Origin of the sequence: Nostoc sp. (genome assembly GCF_036919575.1) — a bacterium.
Taxonomy (GTDB): Bacteria; Cyanobacteriota; Cyanobacteriia; order Cyanobacteriales; family Nostocaceae; genus Nostoc.
The window spans coordinates 40,652-56,637 of the sequence record NZ_JBALBY010000080.1 but is presented as its reverse complement, the minus strand read 5'-3'; the positions used below and the strand labels follow the sequence as shown (position 1 = coordinate 56,637).

Genomic DNA, 15,986 nt, shown 5'->3' with positions numbered 1-15,986 from the left:
CGCCCCTACAGCCAATTCATTTTTTGCAAATATTTTTGAAACCGATATTACCCAACTGCTACCAAGATTTTTTCGGGAGCGAAATAAGTGTTTTGCTCAGTTCGTAGTTGGTCGCAAAGTCTGCCTTCAGGTAATTCTACATCCTCATAAGTGAGGACTTGATCCTTAGAAATATCTCGTTTTAGGCGACACCCTTCAGCTAAACCAATTGGTAGGAGATTTTGCTGTTGGACAATATCGGAATTTTCACATTGTCCGTATGTCATGTAGTAGCCGATGCCATCTAAGGTTTCTCCTGCTTTCAGGTCGATTTTGGCGGTGGTGATCACATCTACTAGCGGGCCTGCGAGTGGAGACATAACGGCATCACCGAATAGGACAGCACGCGCTACGGACAAGGGAACTTCAAAATGACAGAGGTGATAAGGAGTATAGAAGCTGTAAAGAGGGCCTTCGCCTAATTTGTATAAGTTGAGATAGTGGCGTTGCTTGGGGTCGTCGTGAGTGGCAAATACATATACGCCTGGGCCAGGTTTTGCTCCAACTACATAATCGACAATGCCGCCCAGTTCCTTGAGTTGTTCAACATCATATAACTGGGTCATTTCATCGACATAACCGTTGAAGTCATATCCTAACATTCCCCGTTTGGCGACTTTCATCCCTGTGGCATTGGCAACGATCGCTTGTTCAAAGGAAATTTTGGTTCCGTCGGCAAAGCTAGCCACCATGTGAGGCTTTTGACCCCAACGTTTAGCAAATCCTTCCTGGGTGGTGGGATTGCGATAGGGGTCTTGGAGTCCTTTAATGTTACCGCACAATAAGGGAGTTAAACCAATGCTTTTTACAAAGCGGTAAAGGTTCATTTGTACCCCTGGCTGATCGCCATCACAGGCGCTGAGAATGACGCCTGCTTTGTCAGCATACACTTTCAGGATGGGGCCAATGGTGCCATCGAGTTCGGCATTCATCATGATCACATGTTTGCAATGGGCGATCGCTTCCATGACAATATGAGCGCCAAATTCCACTGCACCTGTGACTTCGATTAGTGCGTCAATACCCTCAGCCCGACACAGTAACTTAGCGTCTTCTGTGACTGCATATTTACCGTTAGCGATCGCATCTTCTAATTCGCTGACAGTTGCAACAACTTGAATCTCCTCAATTCCGGCTTCCGAATAAGCTTGCTTGGCTGCCTCAATCTGACGATTGGAGATAGCAACTAACTCCATTCCTGGCACTGAATTGACAATTTGGTTGGCAATTCCTCGACCCATAAAACCAGCCCCAATCATTCCCACTTTGATGGGATTGCCTGCTGCTGCACGGGCTTGTAAGGCGCGATCGATAATAATCATGAACTAAACTCCTTTTTGGAACTGTTTATTGTGATACAAATCTCGATAATTTTGCACTTAATAATTTGTTACAGCTAAATATTAAGTACATTTTCATCGTAAATTGCTGGCTCGTCTACATGAGACTTTACCTTTCTTTGCGGAATGCTACGCGATCGTGGGTTAAGGGACTTCCAAGAAATAAATTATTCAAGGAAACGAACCACAGAGACGCAGAGAACACAGAGAGAAGAGAAATAGAGAGGATTTTTGCGTCAGTTTTGGGATATTTTTTTATTTGGAAGTCCCTAAGAACCCTTGATTTTGTATTAGTCCACGGAGGTGGACTTTGTTTGTGTAGCCGCGATTTCTAATCGCCAGGGCTAAGAACTAGCTGTTTGCCAGATGCGATCGAACCAGTCTGTTTTTTCTGGCTATGATTTTCGATAATTTGCTCCACAGCATTTCTGTAGGCTTGGGCAAACTTTTCTTTGGTATGATTTGCTCTTGCATATTCCCATGCCTTCCGAGACATCAGCTTTAGGTCTTCAACAGGCAAATTGGAAATACTTCTAACTTTCGCCTTAATTTCTTCAAGGGAAAGATTATCGAAAATCACACCAAAATCATGAACATCCACACCAGATTCGTAGCTTAAAATCGGAATTAATCCGGCTTGTAAGCTAGTTATTACTGCACCTGCCTGTCCCTCAGAAACGGAAGGATAAACAAGACCCAAACAATTATTTGTAATCTTTAAAAAGTCAGGGCTGCTAACATCAATCCAACCATAGGTGTGAATGTTAGGTGTTTCATACAGTTCTTTATAGAAAGCTTGCTCAAACTCTTTGTCATTACTTACCGGGCCACAAACTGTTAAATGGTATTCCGGCATTTGGGCAAAGGCATCTAAAACCAAGTCTAATCCTTTGAGAACTAAAGCACTACCACCAAACCATATAAAATTCTTTCTTACCGCTTCAAAGTCTTTCTCGTCGGGAGAGGGATAAACGAGTGATGAAGAAATGGGAATACGATACATTGGTTTGTTGGCATATTTGAATGTATCAACTGTGAAATTGTTGCCCAATACGGTAGCGTAATCGGCATATTCAATTCCCAAGTTGGGCGTTTCAAATCGCTGTGGACGTAGAGTAATTCCTCGACGCTGTTGGAGTTCTAGAAGTCTGTTGCATTCAGCTGCATTGCGGAACACCATATTAGCAATGTCAATATGGAAGATTTTGATGCAATCTTTATTCAGTTTTGGTGCAAGCGCTTCTAGACGATGACGGATATCAATGAAAAATGCGTAGTCTTTTTGAGGAACAAATTTATCATTGTGGAATTGGATAACATCAACGTTATAGCCCATGTCTAAAAAAGTTTGGGCAATTAGTAGACATTCCCAGTTCCAACTCTGGTCATTGGGGATAGGCTGACCTGCTTTTATGATAAATGGTTCAATCCGATAAGAAAGAAGTACATTTCCTTTGGAAGGCTGTTTAGGCTTCAGGGAAACAACCTGTAAGGTCTTAGCATAATTAATGCGAGCTTGGACTTTTTTAGAGACAAAAGAGATAGTATTAGCGACACGAGATAGAATACTGGTGGGCATTTATTTCTACCTGAATTAATTATTTTACTCTCACATAGAGGCATAGAGAAATATCTGATAGTTCAATACAGTTCAGTTAAGTATTTCTTCCTTATTTTCCTTCTCTTTCTTCTCTTCTTTGCGACGGCAGTCACTCATGGGGGAAACCCCCAAGACCGCGCTGCCTCTTCTTTGCGTCCTTTGCGGTTCGTTAAAAAAATTGACTTTGACAAAGAGTTAAGCCTTAATTGAACCGTATTGACCTATAGTTATCTGGAAGCTGTACCGCCAACAGTCATCATTCTCAACAAAGGCCAATTTAAATCTTTCTCAGATATTTCAGTCACATCTAGAGGCCAATCAATATTAAAGAATGAGTCGTCATAGCGTAAACCTCTTTCATACCCTGGCGTGTAAAATTCACCCACTTGATATACAACTTCAGTCTCATCTGTGAGTGTTTGATAGCCGTGAGCAAACATTTCTGGAACATACAAGGCGCGACGATTTTCTGGAGTTAATTCTACACCGATGTGTGATAAAAAGCTGGGAGATTCAGGACGCATATCAATAATTACGTCATAGATAGCGCCTTTAGTACAGCGAATTAATTTCGTTTCTCCTGCTGGCAGAATTTGATAGTGCATTCCCCGGATAGTGCCTTTTTTGTAGTTAAAAGACAGGTTACATTGAGCAACTGTTGGCTTTAAGCCATGTGCTTCAAATTCTTGAGCGCAGAAAGACCGAGCAAAAAAACCACGGTGGTCGGGCTTTTCTTCTAAGTCAATAATAAATGCGTCTTTGAGTGCGGTTTCGGTGAAAATCATATATTCCTTTGAGATGAATGTTGAGTACAGAAATTGAAGAAGAATGCAGAATCCAGAATTCAGAATTCAGAATCAATCAGTCGGAGATATGAGAGTTTGAGAGATATTTTGTATCAATCCTAAACTTATAAATTTCATAGAGTGCAACCCTTTTCTTTTCTTCTCTTCCTCTGTGTTCTCTGCGCCTCTGCGGTTAATTAAATTAGATATTCTTCTCGCCAGAAGAATATCTAATTTACGTTTTTAAGTCGAAACTTGAACTGCATCTGATGCAGAACGTAACTCTGCTCTGGGATAAGTATCATCCCAATATTGGGTGCATAGGTCTGGTCGTTCGGGAGGGTTGGCGGTATAACAAAAGAATAGCGCTGAACGTTCTTCTGTGCGGACTGTGCCGTGGTGCAAAGCATTCTTCGTATCTACAAGAATGACTGTACCTGCTGGGCCTGGGCAGGATTTCCAAGCTGATTTGGAGATGACTGGTTTAACTTCTTCATCATCAATACCCATATAGCCTGACTTCCAAAGTTTGTAGTAAAGTCGAAAATAATTCCAACTAAATAAGGAAGTTAAAGAGCGGGGAATGTATTCAAAAGGCCCAGTTTTTTCTTCTACATCATTCAAGTAAATAAAGATTTTGATAATACGGCGGTCTTCTGCATCACTATGCCATAGTAGCGTGCCAAACTGATGTCTACTAGGAAAATCTTTGCGTAAATGTACACCATGAAAAGCAATGGGAAGACCAATATAATTTTCGATGATGTTGACCAGTCTTTTCTCTATCCCCCAGGCATAAAATTCTGGTAAACCTGTAACTGTGGAAATTTGGGGTAACTTTTCATCTAGATGGCCATTGTTAGGATTTTCCATCTGAGACAATTGATGATAAGCAGCTTTTAGGAGTTCGGAGCTAGAGTTGAACCCTAAATCTGCAAGTGTTGTGACGTAAACACCATCTTTTTTGAGAGCATTAAGGATGTTGCGATCGCATCCTTCCAATGCTGGCAAATTTCTGCTATGCTTCCAACGGGCTACGTAGTATTCAAAGTCAGAAGACAGTGTAGATATTTTGCGTTTAATGGCGGTAAACATGGCGTAAATACCTTCTAATTTTGATGTATATTTGTCAGTAATTTAGTAGCTTATGACTTATAGCTCTGCACTTCTTGAGTAGGTATTTCACTTGATTCTGCTAACCCTAACTCTTTAGAAACCATCACATCAAAAGCACACAAGCTCACTAAAGCCAAAAATGGGACTACTGTTTTGATGGCGGACATAGGCCATCTTCTTAAAGCACCCAAGAAAACTTTCAAGTTAACTTCTTTGCCATTCTGCAAAAGCATCCGCCTGCAAAACTGCTTAGAATATCCATTCTCTTCCAGTTTCAAAATCACTTCGGGTATGTGTTTGTATTGCATTAACAGTGCAGATTTTGGCTCTTTCTGCCAATAACTCACACCAACAACACATTCCAAATAAGTTTCTTTAGTGACAATTACACTGCCATTGGCAGCACAATATCCGGCTAAATATGCTAAAGATATCCAGTTATTTTCAGCATCTTGCCAACTTTGGAGAGCGCGTTTCACTAGGTCAGTGCGGTAGACTGTAGCAGTCAGAAAAATAACTGCGCCGACACTTTTTGAGAAACAATGCTCAAATATAGCTTTACCATCACCAGCACCATCTTCACTATCTACATCAAACCAGCGATTACCAACAATTGTTGGTGGATGAACTGGTTCACCACTAATTTGGTTTCGACCGGAAAAGTTGAGGAACAATAATGATAAATCTTCATGTTGTTTAAGTTTGCTAATCACATAAGCAATAGCTCTATCTTGAATTGGATCATCATCACCAATTGTCCAAACATATTTTGTTGTTGTATTATTTAGGCAATACATAATATTTTTGACAACGCCTAAATTCTGATAATTTTTATTTGACTTGAATGTAATATTACTAAGTGTTGCTTGCCATTTTTGGATCACCTCTTGAGTCTTATCTGTTGAACAATTATCAGAAACTAAAATTTCACAGTCATCTTCAAAACCTTTGATAGCTTGAGCCAGCCATGCTAACTGTTTATCAAGTAACTCAGCACGATTGAATGTAGGAATGGCAATAGTAAGCAATTTATTCATATTCAATTAAAAGATGTAGTTAAAAAAAATCGGCAGTAGCAACAGCTTAGTACAACATTTTATCGAACAGAAATATTCGCGCCAGTCGTCAGAATTCAGAATGAATTTTGAGCGAAAAAGCAGATGAATACCGGGTTTAAGACCCCCACCAAATCGTAGATTTGGTGGTCTTAAATCAGTGGCAGGTCTGAATCTCCGACTGATTGATTCTGAATTCTGGATTCTGCATTCTGCATTCTTCTTCAACCACAATAGAACATGGATAAATTTTTACTTCAGGAATCGGCACTACAAACTGTCCACCCCATTCGCCAATAAATGCCATTTGTTCCATAATTTCTTCCTTGAGATTCCAAGGTAAAATTAGGACATAATCTGGTTTAGTTTCGCGGATTTTATCTGGTTCAAAGATGGGAATATGAGTTCCAGGTAAAAATAAACCCTGCTTGTAGGGATTGCAATCTACTGTGTAATCGATAAAATCTTTACCAATCCCACAGTAATTGAGCAATGTATTGCCTTTAGCTGGTGCGCCATAACCAGCAATTGATTTACCTTCTGCTTTAGCCGTCAAGAGGAAATTTAATAGCTTGTGCTTTGTTTGTTTGACTTCTTCGGCAAATGTAATGTAAGTCTCTATCCGATGCAGTCCAGCAGCAATTTCTTTTGCTTTCAAATGGCTAACTCGGTCGCTAATGCTGGGATTATCAGCGTAGTCATGTTTGGCATAAATTCTTAGTGAACCGCCATGAGTTGGTAATTCCTCCACGTCAAAAATTTGCAAATTGTGTGCTGCAAAAATTTTTTCGATAGTCAGGAATGAGAAGTAAGAAAAATGCTCATGATAAATCGTATCAAACTGATTTTCTTGAATGAGTTGTAAAATGTGAGGAAACTCCATCGTCAAAATGCCATTCGGTTTGAGGATGAGTTTCATCCCAGCAATAAAATCGTTTAGATCCGGTACATGAGCTAAAACATTATTACCTATTAAAAGGTCAGCTAATTTTCCTTGTATTACTAGTTCTTTGGCAGTTTCAACCCCAAAAAACTTGTTGATACTAGGAATGCCTCTGGATTCAGCAACTTTAGCGATATTTGCGGCTGGTTCTATTCCTAAAACTGGAATTTCCTTTTCTAAAAAATATTGCAGTAGGTAGCCGTCATTGCTGGCAATTTCAATAACTTGATTATGATGATTAAAACCAAACTTTTCTACCATCATATCGGTGTAATCCTTAGCATGTTTTAGCCAACTTACCGAGTAGGAAGAAAAGTAAGCATAATCGCTAAAAATGCGATCTGGAGTTTCAAACTGTTCTAATTGAACTAAGAGAGTTTCTTCAGAAATATAAGCATGGAGAGGATAAAATTTTTCGGCATTATTTAGCTGTTCTGCCCTAAGATAAGCATTGGCTAAAGGTGACATTCCTAGATCAACAAAGGTTTTGTGCAGAGGTTGACCACTGAAACGACATTTTGCGATCGCCATAATTTTAAACTCACTGATTGCAAATAATTTGATAAATGAAATAAGTCCGAATAAAATATTATTAATTTCGGAAATATTGAGATTATTAGTGTGTAAATTTTCATTTAATCGGTTCGTAATTTGCACTTTAGTGCTAAAGCCCAAACTACAAATAATTATTATGATTCAATTCTTTACACACTAATAAGGCGACTATAGCTACTTCTTATTCCAGAAGAAATCTTTGTCAATTTGCTCTGTACGAATCAGATACTCTAGCTGCTTTAAGCGAGTAAATCCTCTAAATAAGAACGTATCTTCAGCCATATCAATTTGACTGAATAAATCAAATAGCTGCTGGGCACCAAGTCGGGCATTCCAATCACACTTAAATCCGGGTAGAATTGTGTTGATTTTCTCGAAGGATACCCGATAGCTGCGGTTATCTGTGCCATTGTCACCAAAGGACAATTTACAATCTGGGAAAATATCAGCAATAATTTCAGCGATTTCTTTAACGCGATAGTTGTTTGCTGTATCTCCCACGTTGAAGATTTGGTTATGTACAATGTCCCGTGGTGCTTCCAAAGCGCAGACTATTGCTTTGCAAATATCCAGTGCGTGGACTAATGGCCGCCAAGGTGTACCGTCACTGGTCATTTTGATTTGTTTGCTAGTCCATGCCAACCCTGCTAAGTTGTTTAAGACAATATCAAAGCGCATTCTGGGAGAAGCACCAAAGGCTGTGGCATTCCGCATAAAGGTGGGAGAGAAGTCATCGTCAGCGAGTGGTCTGACATCTTTTTCTACCAGAGTTTTGCATTCTGCGTAGGCTGTTTGGGGATTAATCGGGGATTCTTCTGTGACATCACCTGCGGTAGCAACACCATAGACACTGCACGAAGACATATATACGAAGCGACGCACACCCATAGCCTTAGCCAGACTAGCCAGACGAACTGAACCTACATGATTAATTTCGTAGGTAATTTTGGGTGCTAATTGTCCGGCGGGGTCGTTGGAGAGTTCCGCCATGTGAACTATTGCTTCGACACCTTCCAAATCATCAGGGGTGATGTTGCGGATATCTTTGTTGAGGGTTTTAGGTGTTACCCCATTAGCGTTGTACAGCCAACCAACTTTATAGAAACCAGTATCTAGACCGATAACTTCATGTCCCCGTTCAATTAATAGAGAAGGTAATAATGAACCAAGATAGCCTTCTGTGCCAGTTACTAATATTTTCATTGTGGTTAATGCCTTTGTATTGATGAGTTAAATTCTTCGTTTAGTAGGGTCGCACAGATGTGCGTCCAAAGGAAACGCTATAGCGTTTTTCGTTTGTATGCAATAGCTCGACATCTCTCCAAACCTCTCTCCTAAGAGGAGAGAGGCTTTGAATCTTACTCCCCAACGCTAGCAGGGAAGGGGTTGGGGGTTAGGTCTGTATTGGACTCAACACAGAAGCGCTATATATGACTCGGCTAACAGTCATTACGTAGTTACTAAAACCTTTTGCAGGCTTACCCAGCAGCACTCTATAACGGTTCTTAATTGATGCACTACAGTTTTTTGTTGTGGGATGGCTATCTTACTCGTCCCTTGTATTTCCGGGCGAACAAGATGCCTACTTCACAAGATTCATCCCTTATTCAGCAGCACCGGAAGTAATAACTAAGTTATCTATGCAGTTACGACATTATCTAGATGCGAGAGTTGGGGAATTTGTGTGACTAGCGCTTTGCCGATTTCTAGAGAAGATGTGGCAGCAGGAGAAGGGGCATTGCAAACATGAATGGAGTTTTGACCAGAAATAATCAAAAAGTCATCTACAAGCTTGCCATCGTTCATTAAGGCTTGAGCGCGGACTCCTGCATGGGTGGGAACTAAGTCTTCTGCTTGGACTTCGGGAATTAGTTTTTGCAAGCTTCTCGTAAACGCTGCTTTACTAAAGGAACGAATGATTTCTTGGATGCCTTCATCAGCGTGTTTGGCTGCTAACTTCCAAAAACCAGGATAGGTGATGACTTCAAGAAAATCCCGCAGGTCAAAGTCGGTTTTTTTGTAACCTTCGCGTTTGAGCGACAGAACCGCGTTTGGCCCTGCATGGACGCTACCATCAATCATCCGGGTAAAGTGGACACCCAGGAAGGGAAAATCTGGATTGGGAACTGGGTAAATTAGCGTCTTGACCAGATAGCGTTTTTCTGGGGTGAGTTCGTAATATTCTCCCCGGAATGGGACAATTTTTGCTTGCGGTTCAACTTGACCTAATTTGGCGGTGCGATCGCTATGCAATCCAGTACAATTGATTACAAAGCGCGTTTCAAAGTTACCGTTGTTTGTTTCCAGTACCTGATTTTTACCACTTGGGGAGATTTTCAGAACTTTTGTATTCAGGTGTAAATCCCCACCCTGTTGTTGAATTAGCTGGGCATATTTCAAACAAACTTGCTTGTAATTAACAATACCAGTTGAGAATACCCGAAGTCCACCTACACATTTTACGTGAGGTTCAATTTCCTTCACTTCTTCCGGGCTAATTCTCTGGACTTCTATGCCATTATCTAAGCCACGTTTGTAGAGATTTTCTAAGCGTGGTAGCTCTTGTTCTTCAGTTGCAACAATTACTTTACCACAAACTTCATGCTCAATTCCATGCTCTTGACAGAATTCTACCATAGAGCGAGAACCATCACGACAAAATTTAGCTTTGAAACTCCCTGGCTTGTAGTAAATACCAGAATGAATCACCCCGCTATTATTGCCGGTTTGGTGAAATGCCCATTGGCTCTCTTTTTCTAGTACTAAAATCCGGGCATTGGGATAGCGTTTTCCTAAAGCCAACGCTGTCGAGAGTCCAACTATTCCCCCACCAATAATTGCAAAATCATACATTAGTATTATCGCACTTAAAATTACAGTAAATCTTTGAATTGGGGAGTGGGGAGTGGGGAGTGGGGAGTGGGGGAGTGAGGGAGATGAGGGAGTGGGGGAGATGAGGGAGATCAGGGAGATGAGGGAGATGAGGGAGATGAGGGAGATATAAATCCTGACTCCTAACTCCTAACTCCTAACTCCTAACTCCTAACTCCCTACTCCCCACTCCCTACTCCCCACTCCCTACTCCCCACTCCCTACTCCCTACTCCCTACTCCCTACTCTTCTCTTACCAAACTTTCCAAGGAGCTTGATTGGTGTTCCATAGCCCCTCTAGATAGTTTTTATCGCGTAAAGTATCCATCGGTTGCCAAAAACCATCATGTTTAAAAGCTGATAGCTGTTCCATATCAGCTAGCTTTTCTAATGGCTCTTGCTCCCACACCGTAGAGTCATCAGCAATCAAATTGATTACTTCTGGTTCTAACACAAAATAACCGCCATTAATCCAAGCTCCATCACCTTCAGGTTTTTCTCGAAAGCTGGTAATTTTAGTTTGCTCATATCCTAAGGAAATGGCTCCAAAACGTCCGGCTGGTTGAACGGCTGTGAGTGTTCCTAAGGTATTTTGTTGTTTATGAAACTTAACTAGCTCGGTGATATTAATATCACTTACACCATCACCATAGGTAAAGCAAAAAGTTTCATTACCAACATGTTCGCTGATTCGCTTTAAGCGTCCGCCTGTCATTGTATTATCACCCGTGTTTACTAAGGTGACACGCCAGGGTTCAGCATAACCAGAATGCACGTTCATCTGGTTAAATCGCATGTCAAAAGTAACATCTGACATGTGTAAGAAATAGTTAGCAAAATACTCTTTAATTATGTAACCTTTGTAACCACAACAAATGATGAAGTCATTAATGCCGTGGGCAGAGTAAGTTTTCATTATGTGCCAGAGAATTGGCTTACCACCAATCTCAACCATCGGCTTGGGTCTGATACTAGTTTCTTCACTGAGGCGTGTACCAAGCCCTCCAGCCAAAATCACCGCTTTCATGCAATTACCTCGGAGATTTGTAGAGATATTATTATCAGGAAAGAATAAAGCCGCCAGTCGCCAGAATTCAGAATTTAATTATGTACGACTGGTGAAGTCGCGTGAGTGGCGGGTCTGAATTCCTCACTTTCTTGTTCTGACTTCTGAATTCTGAATTCTGAATTCTTCTTCAATTGACTTTTTCGAGATGAAGAGGATGCACTTAGATAGAGAAAAATTGATTTCTGATTTCTTTATTCTCAGTCAATAATCTAACTGTAATTTTCGGCAAAATTATGAAGGAAATATAAATTAAAATCTTTTCTATATAAAAGCTCTATGAATATCTATAAATACGGAAATAAATTACTAAATTAAATAAAAATGTCACCCATAAAATAACTAGGATTAGCTGGCGCTAACCCTAGTCAGGCTTGATTGTTTCAATCAAAACCAATAAGATTTCAGTAACAAAACTTACCAAACAGCAATATTGGCGCCAGTCGTCAGAATACAAGAAGGGTATTCTGAACGAAAAAGCGGATGAATAATCGGCGTTTTTGCACCCCCACAAAACTAGAATTTTTGGTGGTGCAACAATTCCTGCGCCGGTCCCAATCCCCGACTGATTGATTCTGACGCCAAGCCGTAGAGCGTCTCCGGCTCCGCTCCTGAATTCTGAATTCTGAATTCTTCTTCAATTGTTTTTAGTTAGTTTTTTCCACATTACTGGAGGTTTGGAATAAAGGGTCACATTTGTTTTCTACGACTACACACATGTTACTGAGTGCTTGCTGATAATTATCCATATCATCTTGCTCAAGGAAGATTTTGGCAGATGCCTGTATATCTTCGATAGCTTTCGTCTGGTTTTTGTTAGATTGATTACCGCCATATTGTGCTAGTTCATAGCGAACCATACCTCGTTTGAGATATGCTTTTGCTAGTTTGGGGCTAATAGTTAATGCTTGGTTAAAGTCAGCGATCGCTAGATTATATTCTTGCTCATAATTGCTGCTATATTGAGCAATTTGATAATAGACGGCACCCCTCTGAAAGTAAGCTTCGGCTTTGGATACATTAAGTTTTATTGCCTCAGTAAAATCTGCGATCGCTCTTTTGTAAGCTTGTTGAGATTCACCGCTATATTTAGCCATTTGGGCGCGGACAATCCCCCGTCTAACATAAGCTTCAATCTCATTACTATTCAGACCGATGGCCCGATTATAGTCAGCGATCGCTAGGTTATACTGTTGATCGGGATCGTTGCTATATTCGGCGAGCATATAGCGGGCATTGCCCCGATTTACAAGAGCTTTGGTTTGATTGGGCTGGATTGTGAGAGCTTGGCTATAATCTGCAACTGCTCCTTCGTAGTCTTTCAGGTTATAACGGGCATTGCCGCGATTTACAACCGTTATGGCAGATGTAGGTTGTTGTTTAATTGCTTCGGTAAAGTTGGCAATTGCTTTTTCGTAGTCTCGCTCTTTGTAAGCAGTGTCACCCTGCTGATAGTAATCAGTGAAGCTGAGGATGTTATTTGTCTGGCGAGACTTCAATGTTTGTTGGGTGTAAGCATTTTGGGAAATCAACGGCTGAGTAAATTTAATCATTACGTCCGCATATCCCAATAAACCAAAACCTAACAAGCAACAAATAACCGGGTACAATTTTGACTTCTTGGAAGGTTTATAAGGTGAACGGTTTGAGCTAATTACTGGTTGCCAATAATTAGCTACGTGCGATGACGTGGCTCGCTGTGGAAAACGCGGGGTCTGAGTGTAGTGCTTTTTCGCTTTGATTCGCGGTTGTAGATGTTCTTTAGCTTCTATAGCCCGATGTGATGGGAAGGGGTCGCGTCCGCCTAATCGCACGGTACGTTCACACCACGGGCAGCTACGCATGTGGCTGTTGTAGCGATGCTGAGGATTTGTCGTGCAGGTAATCAGGGAATCTTCGGCTTCAGCTATTGCTGAGAGCCAAGTCTGGGCACTGGGGCGCAGCTGTGGGTTGTTGTGACCCGCTTCAAAACAACGGACAAATAATTCCTGTAAGGCGGGATGAAGAATTTCCCAAGGGGGTGCAATGGGTGTAGGTAGGTAGGGTACGTGCCGCTTTTCGCTGTAAGTGAAATGACCTGATGCAATGCGGGCTTCGTAGGGCGGTGGCTCAATCGCACCTTGAAAAATCCCCGAAAATGGGTGGGTGCCTTCCATTAAGAGTTGAAATACTAGCACCCCTAACCCAAATAAATCGTGAGAGATTTCGCGATCGTGCTGGGCAAAAGTTTTATTCTGGAGTTCTGGTGGGGTAAACTCTGGTTTACCTACTGGGCAGCGATAAACAACATTGTTGTTTCGGTCGGGTACTTGGAAAGAGTCTGTGTCTATCAAAGTCACCAGTGCGGTGTCACTGACGAGAATATTTGACTCGTTGACATCACCAATGCAATATCCACTAGCGTGCAAAGCTGCAAAAGCCGCCGCTAGGTTCCGAGCCGTGCGGAGCAGGTACTGATAGTTGAATAGGGGGCAGTGTTGGCGACGGGTTCTGGGGTTGTAAAAGTCGATAATTGGCCGCATCCCGTGAATATGTGGCATCAAAAAGCCAAGGATGCTATTTTTGCCATCTGCCGCCCGTAATAAATCCTCTGGCCAAGCGATAGAGATATGCCCCAAACTCGCCGTGGGATTTTCTGGCGGGTTGGCAAGCATCGCCTGGAGTTTATCAGCATGGGCAGTCGTTGGCTTGTGGTAAATCTTCGCCACCAAGTTGCTATCGGATGGCACTGCATAAACACAAGCTTCACCGCCACGCCCCAAACTGACATTGAGGCTGAGAATTTCTTTTCTAGGGGAACAACGTAGTACCTGCATAATGAAATTACCGCTAACGGGAGTTATGTAAGATGTGAAACCTGTAGATGTATTGCTTATGAATCGTTGAATGCAGCTATAATGAGTGTCAAATCATCATCAGTGCGTTGTGTAATCCGTTCTGAGCGTAAAAATTTTATCAACTGCTCCTTTGCTTCAGTCTTATCCTTGGTATTGGCTACAAATTCAAACAGGGGAAAAAAGAACGGTTTGTGAGGTTCGCCAACAACCATATTCAAAGCCAGCATTTGTAGTCCGTCGGTTGTAATCCCAACATTTACAATGTCTGTGCGCCATAATCTCATCTGCACTGCATCTAAGGCAGTAGGCGAAGTCAAAAAAGTGGTTTCGTTAATGTATTCGCCGCTATCAGGTATAGTCAGTGCGAGGAGGTTGCCCATGCTATCTTTTGCCACTGCCAAACCATCACCTATCTGTGCTACAGCGGCAACTTCTGGTGTGGCAACCATGATAATTAAGGTAGTTGCTAAATCTTGAGGCTGTTTGTCACAACTAGCCGCCTCAGCATCGACAGCTTTTTTAGCCGCTAGTATGGCATCATTTAAAAGCGATCGCACCAATGAATCATCATTCAACATTTGCCGGGTCAGCCCTTTAGTGGAAATATTTTCTATTGCTGTCTCCACAGCAATCATCGCTCCCACTTTCCCCAGGCTAGCAGAACCCGCGCCATCTGCGGCGGCAGCCACCAAAACATTATCTGACAATATCTGCCAGTGATGAGCATCCTGACATAACTGCTTGTTTTTTAAGTGACTTGTACCACATACAGACGCAGCCACAATCCGCCATTGAGTAATCTGTTTTGATATGTTCATAGATTTTTTGCCAGCAGCTTGATGTTTACACAGCTAGCTGCGATTTTTTATTAAACAGTCCCCCAACCAATCGGCGGTAGTGCTACCTGTTCGTCCACCTGCGAATGAGAAACAGCTGACATACTAGTTGACAACCAGACAAACATCTCGATAAAATTTAATCCTTTCAGCTTCAAGGGGGTACGCACAGTTATTTGATTTAAACGCGTCATATTCGCATTTTCTACACCCACTGTAAAAAATGCTACACGCTTATTTGCTTCATCTCCCTGTAAGCGCTGGGATGCTTGCTCTACCACATGCTCTAACTCGCCTTGCGGTTCTCCATCGGTAATCATGAATACCCAAGGACGATAGTAAGCAATCCCATTGGCACGATACTGAGATTTCCGCTCTTGAATTATGTCTAAAGCTTTATGAATTCCCGCACCCATCGTAGTCAAGCCCTGTGCTGTCAAAATAGGTGGATTGAATTGATCGGCAGTCACAAAGTCTTGTATGACATTGATATTACTATCAAAAGTGACGATCGCCACTTCCACCCGTCTAGCCGCTAAGGAATTTTTGACTAATTCATCCTTTAAACTCAGTAAACCCTGATTTAAAGCCTCAATCGGATCTCCTTGCATCGAGCCAGATGTGTCTAGTAACAGCACACAAGGACAACGTGGTTCTGGGTTCTCAGCAAATTCTACTACTTCATCAAGTCTTAACGTATCATGCATAACTTTTTGTGTTATGTTAAAGTTCAAAGCTTTATTTTCCTTCTCTTAGAGTATATAATTTCAGGGACCCAGGCCATTACAGAATATAGTATCCATTGGGAAATGCTCTAATCTTTATTAAACAAATTATTTTCATGAAGTTCTCTATATATTTCAGATGAACTGGAGTACAGCTTAGTTTATCAAAACCCAGGATTAGCTGTTGTAATCTATCTACCAAAAACTTATATCCATTA

12 protein-coding genes are annotated in these 15,986 nt (G+C 41.5%); all 12 read right to left on the bottom strand.

What is annotated here, in order from left to right:
• Nucleotides 1–47: 47 nt before the first annotated feature.
• Nucleotides 48–1,361, bottom strand: coding sequence for an NAD(P)H-dependent oxidoreductase (locus V7K27_RS20735; protein ID WP_334949967.1), 1,314 nt, complete (start codon nt 1,359–1,361; stop codon nt 48–50).
• Between the two features lie 349 nt (nt 1,362–1,710).
• Nucleotides 1,711–2,958, bottom strand: coding sequence for a glycosyltransferase (locus V7K27_RS20730; protein WP_334949966.1), 1,248 nt, complete (start codon nt 2,956–2,958; stop codon nt 1,711–1,713).
• A gap of 248 nt (nt 2,959–3,206) precedes the next feature.
• Nucleotides 3,207–3,764, bottom strand: a complete 558-nt coding sequence (gene rfbC, locus V7K27_RS20725) for a dTDP-4-dehydrorhamnose 3,5-epimerase (protein WP_334949965.1) — start codon at nt 3,762–3,764, stop codon at nt 3,207–3,209.
• Nucleotides 3,765–4,007: 243 nt separating this feature from the next.
• Nucleotides 4,008–4,859: a phytanoyl-CoA dioxygenase gene (locus tag V7K27_RS20720; RefSeq protein ID WP_334949964.1), complete on the bottom strand. Its 852-nt coding sequence runs from the start codon at nt 4,857–4,859 to the stop codon at nt 4,008–4,010.
• A 50-nt stretch (nt 4,860–4,909) separates the two neighbouring features.
• Nucleotides 4,910–5,917 (bottom strand): glycosyltransferase family 2 protein, encoded by a 1,008-nt coding sequence (locus V7K27_RS20715; protein ID WP_334949963.1) that lies wholly within the window; start codon nt 5,915–5,917, stop codon nt 4,910–4,912.
• 175 nt (nt 5,918–6,092) lie between these two features.
• A complete protein-coding gene (locus V7K27_RS20710; RefSeq protein WP_334949962.1) occupies nt 6,093–7,409 on the bottom strand; it encodes a class I SAM-dependent methyltransferase in 1,317 nt (438 codons plus the stop codon).
• Nucleotides 7,410–7,607: 198 nt separating this feature from the next.
• On the bottom strand, nt 7,608–8,636 hold the full coding sequence (locus V7K27_RS20705) for an NAD-dependent epimerase/dehydratase family protein (protein ID WP_334949961.1): 1,029 nt from the start codon (nt 8,634–8,636) through the stop codon (nt 7,608–7,610).
• A gap of 435 nt (nt 8,637–9,071) precedes the next feature.
• Nucleotides 9,072–10,286, bottom strand: coding sequence for an L-2-hydroxyglutarate oxidase (gene lhgO, locus V7K27_RS20700; RefSeq protein WP_334949960.1), 1,215 nt, complete (start codon nt 10,284–10,286; stop codon nt 9,072–9,074).
• A 271-nt stretch (nt 10,287–10,557) separates the two neighbouring features.
• Complete coding sequence (gene rfbF / locus V7K27_RS20695) at nt 10,558–11,331, bottom strand: glucose-1-phosphate cytidylyltransferase (RefSeq protein ID WP_334949959.1); 774 nt, start codon at nt 11,329–11,331, stop codon at nt 10,558–10,560.
• Between the two features lie 686 nt (nt 11,332–12,017).
• Nucleotides 12,018–14,186, bottom strand: a complete 2,169-nt coding sequence (locus tag V7K27_RS20690) for a tetratricopeptide repeat protein (RefSeq protein ID WP_334949958.1) — start codon at nt 14,184–14,186, stop codon at nt 12,018–12,020.
• Between the two features lie 56 nt (nt 14,187–14,242).
• The gene (locus tag V7K27_RS20685; RefSeq protein ID WP_334949957.1) at nt 14,243–15,025 is read right to left on the bottom strand and encodes a PP2C family serine/threonine-protein phosphatase; all 783 of its coding nucleotides are present in this window, start codon (nt 15,023–15,025) and stop codon (nt 14,243–14,245) included.
• A gap of 50 nt (nt 15,026–15,075) precedes the next feature.
• Nucleotides 15,076–15,750, bottom strand: coding sequence for a vWA domain-containing protein (locus V7K27_RS20680; protein ID WP_300415531.1), 675 nt, complete (start codon nt 15,748–15,750; stop codon nt 15,076–15,078).
• Nucleotides 15,751–15,986 lie beyond the last annotated feature (236 nt).

Excerpts from the sequence above, each read along its gene's own strand:
- V7K27_RS20735 (WP_334949967.1), bottom strand. The coding sequence starts at position 1,361 with ATGATTATTATCGATCGCGCCTTACAAGCCCGTGCAGCAGCAGGCAAT.
- V7K27_RS20730 (WP_334949966.1), bottom strand. The coding sequence starts at position 2,958 with ATGCCCACCAGTATTCTATCTCGTGTCGCTAATACTATCTCTTTTGTC.
- rfbC (WP_334949965.1), bottom strand. The coding sequence starts at position 3,764 with ATGATTTTCACCGAAACCGCACTCAAAGACGCATTTATTATTGACTTA.
- V7K27_RS20720 (WP_334949964.1), bottom strand. The coding sequence starts at position 4,859 with ATGTTTACCGCCATTAAACGCAAAATATCTACACTGTCTTCTGACTTT.
- V7K27_RS20715 (WP_334949963.1), bottom strand. The coding sequence starts at position 5,917 with ATGAATAAATTGCTTACTATTGCCATTCCTACATTCAATCGTGCTGAG.
- V7K27_RS20710 (WP_334949962.1), bottom strand. The coding sequence starts at position 7,409 with ATGGCGATCGCAAAATGTCGTTTCAGTGGTCAACCTCTGCACAAAACC.
- V7K27_RS20705 (WP_334949961.1), bottom strand. The coding sequence starts at position 8,636 with ATGAAAATATTAGTAACTGGCACAGAAGGCTATCTTGGTTCATTATTA.
- lhgO (WP_334949960.1), bottom strand. The coding sequence starts at position 10,286 with ATGTATGATTTTGCAATTATTGGTGGGGGAATAGTTGGACTCTCGACA.
- rfbF (WP_334949959.1), bottom strand. The coding sequence starts at position 11,331 with ATGAAAGCGGTGATTTTGGCTGGAGGGCTTGGTACACGCCTCAGTGAA.
- V7K27_RS20690 (WP_334949958.1), bottom strand. The coding sequence starts at position 14,186 with ATGCAGGTACTACGTTGTTCCCCTAGAAAAGAAATTCTCAGCCTCAAT.
- V7K27_RS20685 (WP_334949957.1), bottom strand. The coding sequence starts at position 15,025 with ATGAACATATCAAAACAGATTACTCAATGGCGGATTGTGGCTGCGTCT.
- V7K27_RS20680 (WP_300415531.1), bottom strand. The coding sequence starts at position 15,750 with ATGCATGATACGTTAAGACTTGATGAAGTAGTAGAATTTGCTGAGAAC.